This is a genomic window from Variovorax sp. YR266 (assembly GCF_900107295.1).
Lineage (GTDB): Bacteria > Pseudomonadota > Gammaproteobacteria > Burkholderiales > Burkholderiaceae_C > Variovorax.
Window position 1 is genome coordinate 231,355 of sequence record NZ_FNPM01000006.1, and the last position, 16,554, is coordinate 247,908.

12 protein-coding genes are annotated in these 16,554 nt (G+C 65.8%); 6 read left to right on the forward strand and 6 right to left on the reverse strand.

The genetic code is table 11. The annotated features are described in order from the left end of the window. Positions 1-17 precede the first annotated feature (17 nt). Positions 18-737, forward strand: coding sequence for a phage holin family protein (locus BLW48_RS17640; RefSeq protein WP_093176620.1), 720 nt, complete (start codon positions 18-20; stop codon positions 735-737). A gap of 22 nt (positions 738-759) precedes the next feature. On the opposite strand, the gene BLW48_RS17645 is transcribed toward BLW48_RS17640, so the two are convergent. Further along, a complete protein-coding gene (locus tag BLW48_RS17645; RefSeq protein ID WP_093176621.1) occupies positions 760-1,839 on the reverse strand; it encodes a quinone-dependent dihydroorotate dehydrogenase in 1,080 nt (359 codons plus the stop codon). Positions 1,840-1,879: 40 nt separating this feature from the next. Here BLW48_RS17645 and rpiA point away from each other — a divergent pair, with 40 nt between their 5' ends. Continuing rightward, the gene (rpiA, locus tag BLW48_RS17650; RefSeq protein WP_093176623.1) at positions 1,880-2,584 is read left to right on the forward strand and encodes a ribose-5-phosphate isomerase RpiA; all 705 of its coding nucleotides are present in this window, start codon (positions 1,880-1,882) and stop codon (positions 2,582-2,584) included. A gap of 28 nt (positions 2,585-2,612) precedes the next feature. On the opposite strand, the gene BLW48_RS17655 is transcribed toward rpiA, so the two are convergent. The 5 genes from BLW48_RS17655 to BLW48_RS17675 all read right to left on the reverse strand — a co-directional run bounded on the left by BLW48_RS17655 (position 2,613) and on the right by BLW48_RS17675 (position 9,436). Further along, positions 2,613-3,254: a glutaredoxin family protein gene (locus BLW48_RS17655; protein WP_093176624.1), complete on the reverse strand. Its 642-nt coding sequence runs from the start codon at positions 3,252-3,254 to the stop codon at positions 2,613-2,615. Between the two features lie 30 nt (positions 3,255-3,284). After that, positions 3,285-5,342, reverse strand: coding sequence for a M3 family metallopeptidase (locus BLW48_RS17660; RefSeq protein WP_093176626.1), 2,058 nt, complete (start codon positions 5,340-5,342; stop codon positions 3,285-3,287). A 5-nt stretch (positions 5,343-5,347) separates the two neighbouring features. Further along, complete coding sequence (folD, locus tag BLW48_RS17665; RefSeq protein ID WP_093176627.1) at positions 5,348-6,199, reverse strand: bifunctional methylenetetrahydrofolate dehydrogenase/methenyltetrahydrofolate cyclohydrolase FolD; 852 nt, start codon at positions 6,197-6,199, stop codon at positions 5,348-5,350. Between the two features lie 76 nt (positions 6,200-6,275). After that, entirely contained in the window at positions 6,276-6,908 is a 633-nt protein-coding gene (locus BLW48_RS17670; RefSeq protein WP_012747279.1) for a response regulator transcription factor, read from the reverse strand. Continuing rightward, positions 6,905-9,436 carry a PAS domain-containing sensor histidine kinase gene (locus tag BLW48_RS17675; RefSeq protein ID WP_093052292.1) on the reverse strand — a complete coding sequence of 844 codons (2,532 nt, stop codon included), beginning with the start codon at positions 9,434-9,436 and terminating at the stop codon, positions 6,905-6,907. Before BLW48_RS17675 ends, BLW48_RS17670 begins: the two co-directional genes overlap by 4 nt. Before the next feature lie 227 nt (positions 9,437-9,663). On the opposite strand from BLW48_RS17675, the gene aceE reads away from it, so the two are divergent. The 4 genes from aceE to lpdA are packed head-to-tail and all read left to right on the forward strand — an operon-like array spanning position 9,664 to position 16,496. Then, complete coding sequence (gene aceE / locus BLW48_RS17680; RefSeq protein WP_093052289.1) at positions 9,664-12,378, forward strand: pyruvate dehydrogenase (acetyl-transferring), homodimeric type; 2,715 nt, start codon at positions 9,664-9,666, stop codon at positions 12,376-12,378. A gap of 49 nt (positions 12,379-12,427) precedes the next feature. Next, on the forward strand, positions 12,428-14,092 hold the full coding sequence (gene aceF, locus BLW48_RS17685) for a dihydrolipoyllysine-residue acetyltransferase (protein ID WP_093176629.1): 1,665 nt from the start codon (positions 12,428-12,430) through the stop codon (positions 14,090-14,092). After that, positions 14,089-14,682, forward strand: a complete 594-nt coding sequence (locus BLW48_RS17690; RefSeq protein WP_093176630.1) for an Ntn hydrolase family protein — start codon at positions 14,089-14,091, stop codon at positions 14,680-14,682. The genes aceF and BLW48_RS17690 overlap by 4 nt, the downstream gene beginning before the upstream one ends. Beyond that, positions 14,679-16,496, forward strand: a complete 1,818-nt coding sequence (gene lpdA, locus BLW48_RS17695) for a dihydrolipoyl dehydrogenase (protein ID WP_093176632.1) — start codon at positions 14,679-14,681, stop codon at positions 16,494-16,496. The genes BLW48_RS17690 and lpdA overlap by 4 nt, the downstream gene beginning before the upstream one ends. Positions 16,497-16,554 lie beyond the last annotated feature (58 nt).

Below are 16,554 nucleotides of genomic sequence, written 5' to 3' on the forward strand. Positions count from 1 at the left end.
ATGGCCGGAGTCAGCCCATGAGGCTGCTGTCCCTGTTCGGGCTGAACGCCCGGATTCGCCGGCTGCGCATTGCCGCGGCCGAAGGTGCCTTGGCGGCCGAAGACCGGGTGCAATTGCTGCGCATGGCCTGGGAGGACGAGAAGCAGCGTCTCAAGCTGATGCTCGTCTTCAGTCTGGCCGTGTTGGGGCTCACCACGGTCACGGTGGCCTTGCTGTCCGTGGCAGTGGTGGTTCATTTCTGGGAAACGCCGTACCGCATCACCGCTGCGTGGTCGGTGGCAGGCGTATGGATCGTGCTCTGGCTGGCAGCCGCCGTCGGCTTGCTGCTGACCCTGCGCAATGCGTCCAACAGCTTCGTGCCGGCACGCCACGAGTTCGAGCGCGACTGGGCCTGGGTCCAGGACAGCTTCGGCCTAGGCAAGGATCCGGAGCAGGACGAAGAAGCGCCGCGCCCCCCGCGGCCGGCCACGCGCGAAGAGTTGCTGGCGCGCATGGAGCGTCAACGCGAGCGCATCGCGACGCTGCAGGGTGGACGCGAGGCACAGCCTGCGGGCGGCTCGGGCGAAGGCGAAGCGCCTCCGCCCAATGAATCGGCTGCTGCTGCGGCGTTGCGCATCGCCCGTGCTCATCCCGTGGCCACCGGCGTCGTTGCCGCGGCGGCCGTGGTGGTGATCAAGCCGAGGCGCCTGCTGCGCTGGGCTGCGGTCATCGCGCCAGTGCTCTGGCGCATGCGCTGAAGAGGAAAGAAAGAAAAAGCTCTCAGGCCTTGCTGCGATCGCGCAGCAGCGCCTGAGCTGCTTCGCGGACCAGCGCCGGTCCGCGATAGATCAGGCCAGTGTAGATCTGCACTACGTCCGCACCCGCGGCGATCTTGGCCTTGGCATCCGCGCCACTGAGGATGCCGCCCACCCCGATGATCGGAAAGCCCGAGCCCAGCGCCGCGCGCAATTGGGCGATCACGCGGTTGCTTGCCTCGCGCACCGGTGCACCCGACAGTCCACCCGCTTCTTCGGCATGCGGCAGGCCCTTGACGGCATCGCGCGAGAGCGTGGTGTTGGTGGCGATCACGCCGTCCATGCCGTGGCGCTTCAGCGTGGCGGCGATGACTGCCACCTGGGCTTCGTCGAGATCGGGCGCGATCTTCACGAACAGCGGCGAGCGCTTGTTGTGGCGTGCTGCCAGAGCCTCGCGCCGTTCGGCCACCGCGCCGAGCAGCGCATCGAGAGCTTCGTCGCTCTGCAGCGTGCGCAGGTTGGCCGTGTTGGGGCTCGAGATGTTGATCGTCACGTAGTCGGCATGCGGGTACACGCCGTCGAGGCAGATCAGATAGTCGTCCACCGCACGCTCGATCGGCGTGGCGGCGTTCTTGCCGATGTTGAGGCCCAGCAGCATCGGCTGCTTCGCACCGCCGCTGCCCTTGCGAAAGCGCGCCTTCTGCACGTTGGCCAGGAAGGCGTCGAGCCCTTCATTGTTGAAGCCTAGCCGGTTGATCAGCGCGTCGCGCTGCGGCAGGCGGAACATGCGTGGCTTGGGATTGCCCGGCTGCGCCTTCGGCGTCACCGTGCCGACTTCGACGAAGCCGAAGCCCATGGCGGCGAAGGCGTCGATGCAACGGGCGTTCTTGTCGAGCCCGGCCGCCAGGCCCACGCGGTTCGGAAAGGTCAGCCCGCCGAGCTGGACGGGGTCGTCGACGCGGGGCGCCGAGTAAGCACAGGCCAGCGGCGTGTTCTGGGTGCGCGCCAGCCCGTCCAGCGTGATTTCGTGGGCATGCTCGGGGTCGAAACCGAACAGGAAAGGGCGGGCCAGGCCGTAGAGCGAGGAGGGCATCAGCAGGGGCATCGGATAATTCGGGGCTTCAATGAGCCAAGGATTCTCCGCGATGACCGCACCCGCCTCCCCAACCCCTCTTTCTCAGGACGAACTCAAGGCCCAGGTCGGCCTTGCCGCGCTGGCCTATGTGGTCAAGGGCGAGATCGTCGGCGTCGGCACCGGCTCGACGGTGAACAAGTTCATCGATGCGCTGGCCACCATCAAGGACGAGATCAAGGGCGCCGTCTCCAGCTCGGTCGCCTCGACCGAGCGACTGCGCGCCCTCGGCATTCCGGTATTCGACAGCAACGAGGTGGAAGAACTGGCGGTCTACATCGACGGTGCGGACGAAATCGACCACCGCGGTTTCATGGTGAAGGGCGGTGGTGCTGCACTCACGCGCGAGAAGATCGTCGCGGCCCAGTCGCGCAAGTTCGTCTGCATTGCCGACGCATCCAAGCTGGTAGAGGTGCTGGGCGCCTTTCCGCTGCCGGTGGAAGTGATTCCGATGGCCGCGCGCCGCGTGATGCGCCAGTTCGCCAGCATGGGTGGCATCGCCCAGGTGCGCGAGAAAGACGGCCTGCCGCTGGTCACGGACAACGGCCAGCACATCGTCGACGTGACGGGCCTTCGGATCACCGATCCGCTGGCTTTCGAGTCCGAAGTGAGCCAGTGGCCGGGCGTGGTGACGGTCGGCGTCTTCGCGCACCAGAAGGCCGACGTGTGCCTGCTGGGCACCTCGACTGGCGTGAAGACGCTGCAGTTCGGCGCCTAGGAATGAAAGGCCGCGCGAGCGGCCTGGCTCAGAACTTGATGCCGGCGGGGTTGCTCGGGCTCGGCTCGCTCGATGCGGGGGGCGGCGGCGCCGGCTGTGCGGCCGGTGCTGCGGCGGCACGGGGTGCGGGTGCTGCCTGCTGCGCGATCAGCGGTCGCGCGGGGCCGTTGCGGTAACCGGCGGGCAGGCTGTTGCTCTTGGGGTAGCCGGCCGCGTCGAGGTACTGCGACCACTCGACATCCGAGAAGCCCTTGAGCTGCTGCGACCCGATGGTCAGCAATGGCAGCGAGCTCTGGCTGCTCAGGCGCTGCAGCGCCTCGATTTCCTCGTTGCTCTTGACGGTGCGTTCCTCGAACGGAATGCCCCGCGTAATGAGCAGCGAGCGAGCCGTGCTGCACGGCCCGCATTCGTCGCTGCTGTACAGCGTGACGGGGTAGCGCTGAGCCACTTGCCTCAGCTCGTAGGGCAGGCCCGCATTCGCCGGCGTGGTGGAGCCGCCTTGCGAGGCCGAGGCCGGCTCGGTGCTGGCCGTGGGGGCGCGGTCCGAGAACGTTACCTTGCCATTCTTGTCGACCTGGCGATAGACCTGTTGCGCCATGGCGCCCGTGGCGACGAGCACCAGGGCCAGGCCGGTCAGGCGATGCAGTGAGAATTTGTAAATCGGATGCATCGCCCGAGTATCGCAAGCTTCAGCGCCGCATCAAGCAGGCTGAGGCTCCGCCATGCCCTGGTGTCGCAGCAGCGCATCAAGCTGGGGCTCGCGACCACGGAAAGCCTTGAACGAATCCATGGCGCTGCGGCTGCCGCCGGCCTCCAGGATGGCCTGGCGGTACTTGCGGCCGGTTTCGATGTTCGGCTCGCCGTCGGCGCCCACGGTTTCCTCGAAGGCCGCGTAGGCGTCGGCGCTCAGCACCTCGGCCCACTTGTAGCTGTAGTAGCCGGCCGCGTAGCCGCCCGAGAAAATGTGGCTGAAAGTATTCGGCGTGCGGCTGAACGGCGGCGAGGGCATCACAGCCACCTCGGCGCGCACCTTGCCGAGCAGCGCCATCACGTCGCCGGTCTTGGCGGCGGCCGCGTGGTACTCGGTGTGCAGCAGCATGTCGAACAGCGAGAACTCGATCTGGCGCAGCGTCTGCAGGCCGCTCTGGAAGTTCTTGGCAGCGGTCATCTTGTCGAACAGCGCGCGGGGCAGCGGTTCGCCGGTGTCGACGTGGGCGGTCATGTGCTTGAGCACATCCCACTCCCAGCAGAAGTTTTCCATGAACTGGCTCGGCAGCTCGACTGCATCCCACTCGACGCCGCTGATGCCCGAGACGTCGCGCTCGTTCACCTGGGTGAGCATGTGGTGCAGGCCGTGGCCGAACTCGTGGAAGAGGGTGGTCACGTCGTCATGCGTGAGCAGCGGCGGCTTGCCGTCGACGCCGCTGGCAAAGTTGCACACCAGTTGCGCGATGGGGGTTTGCAGCGCACCGTTGTCGGGGCGCAGCCAGCGGGCGCGCACGTCGTCCATCCAGGCACCACCGCGCTTGGCGGCGCGGGCAGAAGGGTCGAGATAGAACTGGCCGACCTTCTGACCGGCGCGTTCGATGCGGTAGAACTCGACGCTCGGGTGCCAAGTAGGCGCCGAGTCGCGACGGATCGACACCTCGAACAGCGTCTCGACGATCTTGAACAGCCCGGCCATGACCTTCGGCGCGGGAAAGTACTGCTTCACCTCCTGCTCGCTGAAGGCGTAGCGCGCTTCCTTGAGCTTCTCGCCGATGTAGCTCCAGTCCCAGGGCTGCGGGTCGGTGATGCTCAACTGCTCCGAGGCGAAGACCCGCAGGTCGGCCAGGTCGCGCTCGCCATAGGGCTTGGCCTTGATTGCGAGATCGCGCAGGAACTTGACGACCTGCTCGGGCGACTCGGCCATCTTCGGCACGACCGAGAGTTCGCCGTAGTTCCTGTAGCCCAGCAGCTTTGCTTCTTCCTCGCGCAGCGCGAGGATTTCGGTGATGAGCGCGGTGTTGTCGAAGGCGGCGTCGCCGAACTCGCTGGCGCGGGTGACGTAGGCGCGGTAGAGCTTCTCGCGCAGCGCGCTGCTCTTGGCGAACTGCATCACCGGCAGGTAGCACGGCATCTTCAGCGTGAGCTTGTAGCCTTCCTTGCCATCGGCCTCTGCGGCGGCGCGCGCGGCGCTCACCACGTCTTCGGGCACGCCTTCGAGTTCGCCGAGCGCGGCGTAGTAGGCGAAGGCATCGGTTGCGTCGAGTGCGTTTTCGCTGAACTTCTGGCTCAGCTCGGCCTGGCGCTCCTGGATCTCGGCGAAGCGCTTCTTGGAGTCGCCCTGCAGCTCGGCACCGCCCAGCACAAAGTTGCGCACGGCATTGCGATGCGCCTGGCGCTGCTCTGCGTTGAGCGTGGCGACGTCGATGGCCTTGTACTTGGCGTACAGCTGCTCGTCGGAGCCCAGCCGGGTCCAGAAGGCGGTCACGCGCGGCATGGCCTCGTTGTAGGCGGCGCGCAACTCGGGCGTGTCGGCCACTGCGTTGAGGTGGCCGACGGCGCTCCAGGCGCGGCTGAAACGTTCGGAGGCCACGTCGAGCACCTTCGAGATCGCATTCCAGTCAGCGGGAAAGCCGGGCGCCGTCACGGTCTGCAGCGCGGTCTCGGCATCGGCCAGCAGCGCGTCGACGGCGGGCGCGACGTGCTCGGGCTTGATGCGATCGAACAGCGGGAGATCGTTGAAATCGAGGAGGGGATTGTTCGTCATGGCCATGAAAGTTACTTGGCGGCGCGTTCGGCCGCTTCAAGGGTGTTTGCCAGAAGCATGGCCCGCGTCATGGGGCCGACGCCACCGGGCACGGGCGTGATCCAGCCGGCCACTTCCTTCACGCCGTCGAAATCGACGTCGCCGGCCAGCTTGCCGTCTTCCTTGCGGTTCATGCCCACGTCGATGACGACCGCGCCCGGCTTCACCATGTCTGCGGTCAGGAGATTGAGCTTGCCCACCGCCGCGACGATCACGTCGGCCTGGCGCGTGATGGCGCCCAGGTCTTGCGTGGCGCTGTGGCAGATGGTCACGGTGGCGCTCTTGGCGAGCAGCATCATGGCCATCGGCTTGCCGACGATGTTGCTGCGGCCGATGACCACGGCGTGCTTGCCGCGCAGGTCGTAGCCGATGGATTCGAGCATCTTCATGCAGCCGTGCGGCGTGCAGGGCCAGAAGCCGGGGGCGCCGGTCATCAGCGCGCCGGCGCTGGCGACGTGAAAGCCGTCGACGTCCTTGGCGGGCGAGATCGTCTCGATGACCTTCTGGCTGTCCATGTGCCTGGGCAGCGGCAGCTGGACCAGGATGCCGTGTACCTTCGGGTCGTCGTTGAGGGTGCGGATGCGGGCCAGCAGGTCGGCCTCGCTCATGTCGGCGGGGTAGGTTTCGAGCGTGGCTTCCAGGCCGGTCTGGGCGCTGTCGTTGACCTTGTGCTTCGTATAGACCTGGCTGGCCGGGTCTTCGCCCACGAGGATGATGGAAAGGGCCGGGTTCACGCCACGGGCCTTGAGTGCGGCAGTGCGGCCGGCAACTTCGGCGCGAATGGTTTTGGCGAGGGCGTTGCCGTCGATCAGTTGGGCGGTCATCGGTTTCGATTTTCCAAGTAAAAACGCCCGCTTGCGCAGGCGTGGGATTCATTCGTCGCTATCTGCCGGATAGCTTCTAGGCCTTGGCAGCGGGCGCCGCCTGTCCCAGGGCGATCTTGAGCAGATCGGCCACGGTGTTGGCGTTGAGCTTTTCCATGATGTTGGCGCGGTGCGCCTCGACCGTCTTGATGCTGATGCCCAGGTCGTCGGCGATCTGCTTGTTCAGGCGGCCGGCGACGATGCGTTCGAGCACCTGCGCCTCGCGGCCCGTGAGCTTGGACAGCAGCGCGTCGCGGCTGGCCGACTGCTGGTGCTGTGTGAAGGCGCCGCGCGCATGTTCGAGCATGCGCTCGACCAGCGTGACCAGCTCTTCGTCGTTGAAGGGCTTCTGGATGAAATCCATCGCGCCCTTTTTCATGCTGTCGACCGCCATCGGCACGTCGCCGTGGCCGGTGATGACCACGATCGGCAGCGGGGAGCGCCGTTCGATCAGCCGATCCTGCAATTCGAGGCCGGTCATGCCGGCCATGCGGATGTCGACGATCAAACAGGCGACTTCGCGCGGGTCGTATCGGGAGAGAAAGGATTCGGCGGAATCGAAACAGCGGACTCTGTAGTCCTTGCCTTCGAGCAGCCATTGCAGCGAATCGCGTACGGCTTCGTCGTCGTCGACGACATAGACCGTGCCCTTCTTCGGAATCAAACTCATGCAGGTACCTTTGCCTCGTCGCTAGCTACGGAACTGATAGCGTCCAACACCGGAATCCAGAAGGAAAAGCGGCATCCGATCACATCCGGGCCATTGTAGATGTTCTCCGCCTGCATCCGGCCGCGGTGCGACTCGACGATGGTGCGGCACAGATTCAGCCCGATGCCCATGCCTTCGGGCTTGGTCGAGAAGAAGGCTTCGTAGAGCCGGTCCATCACTTCGGGAGCCAGGCCCTTGCCCGTGTCCTGCACCGAGAACTCGATGGCGTTGTGGCCCTCGATCACCTTGGGCAGCACGCGCAGCTCGACGCTGCGGCGTGCCAGCGGGCGGTCGGCGATGTCGATGGATTCGGCGGCGTTCTTCAGCAGGTTGACCATCACCTGCTCGATGAGAATCGGGTCGACGCGCACCACCGGCAGCCGCGCGGCCACGTAGTGATTCAGGCGCACGTTGCGCCGACGCAGCTCGATGCCGGCGAGTTCGACCGCCTCGCTCACCATGGTGGCCACGTCGGCCGGCGTGCGGTTGGGTTCGCTGCGCTTCACGAAGGAGCGGATGCGCTGGATGATCTGGCCCGCGCGCTGCGCCTGCTTCGAGGTCTTTTCGAGCGCGGCGAGCAGGGCCTCGGTGTCGATCGACTGGCCCTTGATGCGCGACATCATCCCGTTGCAGTAGTTGGTGATGGCGGTCAGCGGCTGGTTGAGCTCGTGCGCCACGCTCGACGCCATTTCGCCCATCGTGATGAGGCGGCTTGCGGCCTGGGCCTTGTCGGCCTGCGCGGCGGCCTGCTCTTCGGCGTCGCGGCGCGGCGTGATGTCGGTGGCGATGACGAGCTGAGCCAGGCGGCCGTCGACCCAGGTCAGGTAGCGCGAACGCACTTCGAGCCACTTGCCGAGGTGGGGCACGAAGATTTCGTTGTTGGCGGTCTGGGCGGCGGTGAGCGTGTCGATGGGCAGGCCGGCATACGGGTCCACGTCGTCGAGGCCTTCGTCGTGTGCATTGGATGCGGGCACGCCTGCTTGCGCCACCATGCCCAGGTGCCCCACGGTGTCCGAGCCGAACCACAGGCGATACAGCTTGTTGGCGAACAGCAGTTCCTCGCTGCCGATGGGGGCGACCGACACCGCTGCGTCGAGCGCTTCCAGCACGGTGGTGAAGCGCTCGTAGGAGGCCGACAACTGCTCGCGGATGCGCGTGGGCTCGGTGATGTCGGTCATCGACGTCATCCAGCCGGTCTGGTGGCCGCGCGCGTCGATCAGTGGCGACACGTACAGCCGCGCGTTGAACACGCTGCCGTTCTTGCGCTTTACGCGCACCTGGAAGCCGCCGGGGAGGGCGCGGCCGTGCAACTCTTCTTCCAGCCGCTCGTTCATGACCTCGCGGTCGGATTCGAGCCAGTAGGGAAAGGGCGGCGTCTGGCCGACCAGTTCTTCCTCGCTCCAGCCCGTCATGGCGCAGAAGGCGGCGTTCACGTAGGTGATGCGCCCTTGCAGATCGAGCACGCGCATGCCCGTGAGCATGGAGTTTTCCATTGCCCGGCGGAAATTGGTCTCGGCGACCAGCCGTTGCTGAGCCTGGAGCCGTCGCCGCGTGTGGCGCCAGGTGCCGATCAGCATCCAGCTCGTGAGCACGCTGAGAGCGCAGACCAGCCAGAACAGGCCGTTGCCGACCACGCCCTGCGAGGTGCGGTAGGCCTGCGCCCGCAGCACCAGCGCATTGCCCACGGGCGACACCGGCACTTCGTACTCGTTGGTTCGCTCGCTCCAGGGCAGCAGGCGCGTGCCGCTGTCTTTCAGGTTGGTGGTGTTGCCGGCAATTACATGGCCCTTGGCGTCGAGCAGCGACACCGCGTAGCGCGCCTGGACCTCGGACGGCATGCCATAGCGCAGCAGCCCGTCGACCGAGAACTCACCCAGCACCACGCCTGCGAACAGGCCCTGGTCGAAAAGGGGAATGTGCAACTGCAGCATCGCCGCTGGATCGCCTCCGGCCACGGGCTGCGAATACACCGGCTGGCGCAGTTCACGCGCCAGCGCGTAGTTGCTCTCGATGTCGCCGGGACGCAGCACATCGCCGATCAGGTGCTGCTGCGCCGGGTGCACGCTGGGCGCCGCATAGCCGGCCTTGAAGCGGCGGCGGTCGTCGATCCAGGTGATGGTCTGCAGTTCAGGAAACTGGCTCACCAGGGACTCGGCGCGGCTGGTGAATTCGACCGGGTCGATCTCGCGGTTAGAGGCATCGCGCGCGATGCGCATCAACTGCTCTTGCCGCTCCAGCAGCCGCAGCCGCATGCGCTGCTGGGCGTATTCGACGTCGCGGCGCACCGACTCCTGCTCGCGCTCGACCTCTTCAGTGCGCAGGTACCAGAAGGCGGAAACGATGGCGGCAAGAAACAACAGCACGGCCGCCATCGGCGCGAGCATGGCGACCGCGTCCTGCAGCACCGGCGTCTGCCGGCGCCACCACCTGCGCCACCAGGACAGGGGTGAGGCACTGCGGGCAACGGCCAGCGGGGAGGAAAGAGGCATCACCCGAGTTTAGGTGAAGCCCCTCTCGGAAGCGATGTGGGCTGCCGTGGGATGAGCTCGGTAGCGGTTGCGGGATGGTTGCCGTCCCGATCGGTGCATTGTCATAAATATCACATTAAGAAATCGTCACGCACTATTTGAAATCCCAATGTTTCTATGAGAAACTCCGCCGCGCTGATCCCATAGCGCACTAAATTACCGCCACAGCCCTAAAAGGAGAGACAAGCATGTCGGCAAATCCCGAGAACCTGTTCGGCTCGGCCGCAAACGATGCGGACGCCCAGGAAACCCGTGAATGGATGGATGCACTGTCCTCCGTCATCCAGAGCGAGGGTCCGGAACGGGCCCACTTCCTTCTCGAGCAGCTGCTCGAGCATGCCCGCCAGAACACGGTCGACATGCCGTTCTCGGCCAACACCGGCTATGTCAACACCATCGAGCCCTCGCAGGAGGCTCGCAGCCCCGGCAATCTCGAGATCGAACAGCGCCTGCGCGCCTACATGCGCTGGAACGCCATGGCCATGGTGGTCAAGGCCAACCGCCACCATCCGGCCGAAGGCGGCGACCTGGGCGGCCACATCGGCTCCTTCGCCTCGCTGGCGAGCATGTTCGGCGCCGGTTTCAACCACTTCTGGCACGCCGAGAGCGAAAACCACGGCGGCGACCTGCTCTACATCCAGGGCCACGTTTCGCCCGGCATCTATGCCCGCGCCTACCTCGAAGGCCGCCTCTCCGAAGAGCAACTGCTCAACTTCCGCCAGGAAGTGGACGGCAAGGGCTTGTCGAGCTACCCGCACCCCAAGCTGATGCCGGAGTTCTGGCAGTTCCCCACCGTGTCGATGGGCCTGGGCCCGCTGATGGCGATCTACCAGGCGCGCTTCCTCAAGTACCTGCATGCACGCGGCATCGCCAACACCGAGAACCGCAAGGTCTGGGTTTTCTGCGGCGACGGTGAAATGGACGAGGTCGAATCGCTGGGCGCCATCGGCCTCGCGGCACGCGAGAACCTCGACAACCTGATCTTCGTCATCAACTGCAACCTGCAGCGCCTGGACGGCCCGGTGCGCGGCAACGGCAAGATCATCCAGGAGCTCGAAGGCGAGTTCCGTGGCGCCAACTGGAACGTCGTCAAGCTGATCTGGGGCAAGGGCTGGGACGCCCTGCTCGAGAAGGACCATGACGGCGCGCTGCGCAAGATCATGATGGAGTGCAACGACGGCGACTACCAGTCGTTCAAGGCCAACGACGGCGCCTACGTCCGCAAGAACTTCTTCGGCCGAGACCCTCGCACGCTGAAGATGGTCGAGCACCTGACCGACGACGAGGTCTGGAACCTCCAGCGCGGCGGCCACGACTCGCAGAAGGTGTTTGCCGCCTTCCACGCCGCCCAGAACCACACAGGCCAGCCCACGGTGCTGCTCGTCAAGACCGTCAAGGGCTTCGGCATGGGCAAGATCGGCGAGGGCAAGAACACGGTCCACCAGACCAAGAAGCTCAGCGACGAGGACATCAAGGCCTTCCGCGACCGCTTCAACATCCCGATTCCGGACAGCCAGATCGCCGAGCTGCCGTTCTACAAGCCGGCTGACGACACGCCGGAAATGCGTTACCTGCACGAGCGCCGCAAGGCCCTGGGCGGCTACCTGCCGCACCGCCGTGTCAAGGCCGACGAGAGCTTCACGGTGCCGTCGCTCGACACCTTCAAGGCAGTGATGGAGCCCACGGCCGAGGGCCGCGAGATCTCGACCACGCAGGCCTACGTGCGCTTCCTCACGCAACTGCTGCGCGACAAGGCGCTCGGCCCGCGCGTGGTGCCGATCCTCGTGGACGAGGCGCGCACCTTCGGCATGGAAGGCCTGTTCCGCCAGATCGGCATCTACAACCCGCACGGTCAGCAGTACACCCCGGTCGATAAAGACCAGGTCATGTACTACAAGGAAGACAAGGGCGGGCAGATCCTGCAGGAAGGCATCAACGAAGCCGGCGGCATGTCGAGCTGGATCGCTGCGGCCACGTCGTACAGCACGAACAACCGCATCATGGTGCCGTTCTACGTGTACTACTCGATGTTCGGCTTCCAGCGCATCGGCGACCTGGCCTGGGCGGCCGGCGACATGCAGGCGCGCGGCTTCCTGCTCGGCGGCACCTCGGGGCGCACCACGCTGAACGGCGAAGGCCTGCAGCACGAAGACGGTCACAGCCACATCCTGGCCAACACCATCCCGAACTGCGTGAGCTACGACCCGACCTTCGCGCACGAAGTCGGCGTCATCCTGCACCACGGCCTCAAGCGCATGGTCGAGAAGCAGGACAACGTCTATTACTACCTGACGCTGCTCAACGAGAACTACGCGATGCCCGGCCTGCAGCCCGGTACCGAAGAGCAGATCATCAAGGGCATGTACCTGTCGAAGCAGGGCCCAGCGCTCAAGGCCAAAGCCCCCACGGTGCAACTGCTGGGCAGCGGCACCATCCTGCGCGAAAGCTTCGCTGCGCAAGAGCTGCTCGAAAAGGACTGGGGCGTGTCGGCTTCCGTGTGGAGCTGCCCGAGCTTCAACGAGCTCACCCGCGACGGCCAGGATGCCGACCGCTGGAACCTGCTGCACCCGGACCAGACGCCGCGCGTGCCCTTCGTGGCCGAGCAGCTCGGGGCCTCGACCGGCCCGGTGGTCGCATCGACCGACTACATGAAGGCTTATGCCGAGCAGATCCGCCCCTTCATCCCGAAGGGCCGCACCTACAAGGTGCTCGGCACCGACGGCTTCGGCCGAAGCGACTTCCGCAACAAGCTGCGCGAGCACTTCGAGATCAACCGCCACTACATCGTGGTGGCCGCGCTCAAGGCGCTGAGCGAAGATGGCACCGTGCCGGTTGCCAAGGTGGTGGAAGCGATCAAGAAGTACGGCATCAATGTCGACAAGGTCAACCCGCTTTACGCTTGAACATCAACAACCAACGAACGAACGGCGCCTTACGGCGGGAGACAACGATATGGCAGCAGTGGAAGTGAAGGTGCCGGACATCGGCGATTTCGATGAAGTCGCGGTGATCGAGGTGCTCGTGAAGGTGGGCGACACGGTCAAGGCCGAACAGTCGCTCATCACGGTCGAATCGGACAAGGCGTCGATGGAAATCCCGTCGTCCACGGCCGGTGTGGTCAAGGAACTGAAGGTCGAAGTCGGCAGCAAGGTGAAAGAGGGCTCGGTGGTGCTCGTGCTCGAGGCCGAGGGAGCGGGTGCTGCAGCAGCAGCGCCGGCCCCTGCGCCTGCAGCGGCTCCCGCAGCCGCCGCGCCGGCCGCTGCGGCGCCCGCGCCGGCTCCTGCTGCCGTTCCGGCAGCCTCGGGCCCGGTCGAGATCAAGGTGCCGGACATCGGCGATTTCAAGGACGTCGCCGTCATTGAAGTGCTCGTGAAGCAGGGCGACGCGATCAAGGTCGAGCAGTCGCTGATCACGGTGGAGTCGGACAAGGCCTCGATGGAGATTCCGTCATCGGCTGCCGGCGTGCTCAAGGAACTCAAGGTCAAGGTGGGCGACACGGTCAACATCGGTGACCTGATCGCGGTGCTCGAAGGTGCTGCGGGTGCTGCAGCCCCGGCGCCTGCGCAGGCTGCGGCTGCCGCACCGGCAACCGCAACTGCCAGTGCGCCTGCACCGGCGGCCGCCGCATCGGCGCCTGCTGCAGCCGCACCGGCCCACCAGCCGACGGTCGCGCCCAGCGCCAGCCTGCCGCACGCCTCGCCCTCGGTGCGCAAGTTCTCCCGCGAACTCGGCGTGCCGCTCGAAGAGGTCAAGGGCTCCGGTCCCAAGGGCCGCATCACGCAGGAAGACGTCCAGAGCTTCACCAAGGCCGTGATGAGCGGCCAGGCCAGCACCAAGGCCTCGGCGGCCAAGGCGCCGGCAGGTGGCGGTGCCGACGGCGCGGCGCTGGGCCTCATTCCCTGGCCCAAGGTCGACTTCACCAAGTTCGGCGCGGTCGAGCGCAAGGATCTGTCGCGCATCAAGAAGCTCAGCGGCGCGAACCTGCACCGCAACTGGGTGATGATTCCGCACGTCACCAACAACGACGAAGCCGACATCACCGAGCTCGAAGCCTTCCGCGTTTCCACCAACAAGGAGAACGAGAAGTCGGGCGTCAAGGTCACGATGCTGGCCTTCGTGATCAAGGCGGTGGTTTCGGCGCTGAAGAAGTTCCCCGACTTCAACGCCAGCCTCGACGGCGACCAGCTGGTCTACAAGCAGTACTTCCACATCGGCTTCGCGGCCGACACGCCCAACGGGCTCGTGGTGCCGGTGCTGAAAGATGCCGACAAGAAGGGCATCCTGCAGATCAGCGCCGAGATGGGCGAACTCGCCAAGAAGGCGCGCGACGGCAAGCTCGGCTCGGCCGACATGCAGGGCGGCTGCTTCTCGATCAGCTCGCTCGGCGGCATCGGCGGCACGCACTTCACGCCCATCATCAACGCTCCTGAAGTGGCCATCCTCGGCCTCTCCAAGGGCCAGATGAAGCCGGTGTGGGACGGCAAGCAGTTCGTGCCGCGTCTCACGCTGCCGCTGTCGCTGTCGTACGACCACCGCGTGATCGACGGCGCCCTGGCTGCGCGTTTCAACGCCTACCTGGGCCAGGTGCTCGCGGACTACCGTCGAATCCTGCTATGACCACCGTAGTGGCCGTCCGCAAAGGCGGCCAGGTCACGATGGCAGCCGATTCTCTGGTGACCTTCGGCGACACGCGGCTTTCGCACCGCGCCGAAGCCAACCAGAAGATCTTCACCGTCGAGGACGCGGCGGGGCAGAGCCTGTTCGCCGTGGCCGGCGCCGCCGCGCACTTCCTGGTGCTGCAGCATGCGCTGGCCGCGCAGGAGCGCGAGAAACTGCTGTTCGGCAGCAAGCACGAGATCTTCCGCACCTTCACGATGTTGCATCCGGTGCTGAAGGACACGTTCTTCATGCAGACCAAGGAAGACGAGCACGAGCCCTACGAGTCGAGCCAGTTCACGATGCTGATGGCCAACCAGAGCGGCATCTACGGCATCTACAGCTACCGCGAGGTGTTCGAGTTCAAGGAGTTCTGGGCCATAGGCTCGGGACGCAGCTTCGCACTCGGCGCCATGCACGCGGCCTATGACATCAAGTCGCGCACGTCGCGCGACGTGGCGGAGGCAGGCATTGCCGCCGCCTGCGAATTCGATCGCAATTCGGCCCCACCGGTCGACGTTCTCACACTCAAACTGAAAGTGTCCAAATGAGCGAACAACAAATCAAGGTGCCCGATATCGGCGACTTCGACGAAGTCGCGGTGATCGAGGTGCTGGTCAATGTCGGAGACACGGTCAAGGCCGAGCAGTCGCTGATCACGGTCGAATCGGACAAGGCCTCGATGGAGATTCCGTCGTCCGCTGCCGGCGTGGTGAAGGCGCTGGCCGTGAAGGTGGGCGACAAGGTCAAGGAAGGCTCGGTCGTGCTGACGCTGGAGGTGAGTGGCGCCGCGGCGTCCGCGCCCGCAGCGGCGGCGCCTGCGCCAGCGGCTGCGGTCCCGGCACCGAAGGCGGCTGCGCCGGCTCCGGTATCGGCACCCGTGGCATCCACCTACGGAGGCAAGGTCGACGTCGAGTGCGACGTGATCGTGCTCGGCGCAGGCCCTGGTGGCTATTCGGCCGCTTTCCGCGCAGCCGACCTCGGCCTGAAGGTCGTGCTGATCGAGCGCTACGCCACCCTCGGCGGCGTGTGCCTGAACGTTGGCTGCATCCCGTCGAAGGCGCTGCTGCACGTGGCTTCCGTCATGGACGAGGTCAAGCACTTCGCCGACCTCGGCGTCAGCTTTGCCGCGCCCACGGTCGACCGCGCCAAGCTGCTCGGCCACAAGAACAAGGTGGTGGGCAAGCTCACCGGCGGCCTTACGGCCATGGCCAAGATGCGCAAGGTGACGGTGCTGCGCGGCGTCGGCAACTTCATCGACCCGTACCACATCGAGGTCGAGGAAACCTCCGGCACCAGCTGGGACACCACGGGCAGCAAGCAGACCGTCAAGTTCCGCAACGCGATCATCGCGGCCGGTTCGCAGTCGGTGAGCCTGCCCTTCATGCCGAAGGACCCGCGCGTGGTCGATTCGACCGGCGCGCTCGAGATGGGCACCGACCCCAAGCGCATGCTGGTGCTGGGCGGCGGCATCATCGGCCTCGAAATGGGCACGGTGTATTCGACGCTGGGCGCGCGCCTGGACGTGGTCGAAATGCTCGACGGCCTCATGCAGGGCGCCGACCGCGACCTCGTGAAGGTCTGGCAGAAGATGAACGCGCCGCGCTTCGACAACATCATGCTCAAGACCAAGACGGTCGGCGCCGAGGCCACGAAGGAGGGCATCAAGGTCACCTTCGAGGGCGAGCAGGCGCCGAAGGAGCCGCAGGTGTACGACCTGGTGCTGCAGGCCGTGGGCCGCAGCCCCAACGGCAAGAAGATCGGTGCCGAGAAGGCCGGCGTGGCCGTGAGCGACCGCGGCTTCATTCCGGTCGACATCCAGATGCGTACCAACGTGCCCCACATCTTCGCCATCGGTGACATCGTGGGCCAGCCCATGCTGGCGCACAAGGCGGTGCATGAGGCGCATGTGGCGGCCGAAGTCATCGCTGGCGAGCAGAAGGGCGACAAGGAGCTTTCCAGCGCCGCCTTCAACGCCCGCGTGATCCCGAGCGTGGCCTACACCGACCCCGAGGTGGCGTGGGTGGGCCTCACCGAAGACCAGGCGAAGGCCGAAGGCATCAAGGTCAAGAAGGGCCACTTCCCGTGGACTGCTTCGGGCCGCGCCATCGCCAACGGCCGTGACGAAGGCTTCACCAAGCTGCTGTTCGATGCCGAGACGCATCGCATCCTTGGCGGCGGCATCGTCGGCACGCATGCCGGCGACATGATCGGAGAGATCGCGCTGGCCATCGAGATGGGTGCGGACGAGATCGACATCGGCAAGACCATCCACCCGCATCCGACGCTGGGCGAAAGCATTGGCATGGCGGCGGAAGTGGCGCACGGTACCTGTACCGATCTGCCGCCTGCGAAGAAGAGCTGACAAGACAGAAGGGCGCTGCTGATCGAGCGCCCATGAAAAATCCCGCCGAGGCGGGATT

Bases quoted from the DNA above. Each gene is read 5' to 3' on its own strand.
- BLW48_RS17645 (WP_093176621.1), bottom strand. From the start codon at position 1,839: ATGCCCCTGCTGATGCCCTCCTCGCTCTACGGCCTGGCCCGCCCTTTC.
- folD (WP_093176627.1), bottom strand. From the start codon at position 6,199: ATGACCGCCCAACTGATCGACGGCAACGCCCTCGCCAAAACCATTCGC.
- lpdA (WP_093176632.1), top strand. From the start codon at position 14,679: ATGAGCGAACAACAAATCAAGGTGCCCGATATCGGCGACTTCGACGAA.
- BLW48_RS17640 (WP_093176620.1), top strand. From the start codon at position 18: ATGAGGCTGCTGTCCCTGTTCGGGCTGAACGCCCGGATTCGCCGGCTG.
- BLW48_RS17690 (WP_093176630.1), top strand. From the start codon at position 14,089: ATGACCACCGTAGTGGCCGTCCGCAAAGGCGGCCAGGTCACGATGGCA.
- BLW48_RS17675 (WP_093052292.1), bottom strand. From the start codon at position 9,436: ATGCCTCTTTCCTCCCCGCTGGCCGTTGCCCGCAGTGCCTCACCCCTG.
- aceF (WP_093176629.1), top strand. From the start codon at position 12,428: ATGGCAGCAGTGGAAGTGAAGGTGCCGGACATCGGCGATTTCGATGAA.
- aceE (WP_093052289.1), top strand. From the start codon at position 9,664: ATGTCGGCAAATCCCGAGAACCTGTTCGGCTCGGCCGCAAACGATGCG.
- rpiA (WP_093176623.1), top strand. From the start codon at position 1,880: ATGACCGCACCCGCCTCCCCAACCCCTCTTTCTCAGGACGAACTCAAG.
- BLW48_RS17655 (WP_093176624.1), bottom strand. From the start codon at position 3,254: ATGCATCCGATTTACAAATTCTCACTGCATCGCCTGACCGGCCTGGCC.
- BLW48_RS17660 (WP_093176626.1), bottom strand. From the start codon at position 5,342: ATGGCCATGACGAACAATCCCCTCCTCGATTTCAACGATCTCCCGCTG.
- BLW48_RS17670 (WP_012747279.1), bottom strand. From the start codon at position 6,908: ATGAGTTTGATTCCGAAGAAGGGCACGGTCTATGTCGTCGACGACGAC.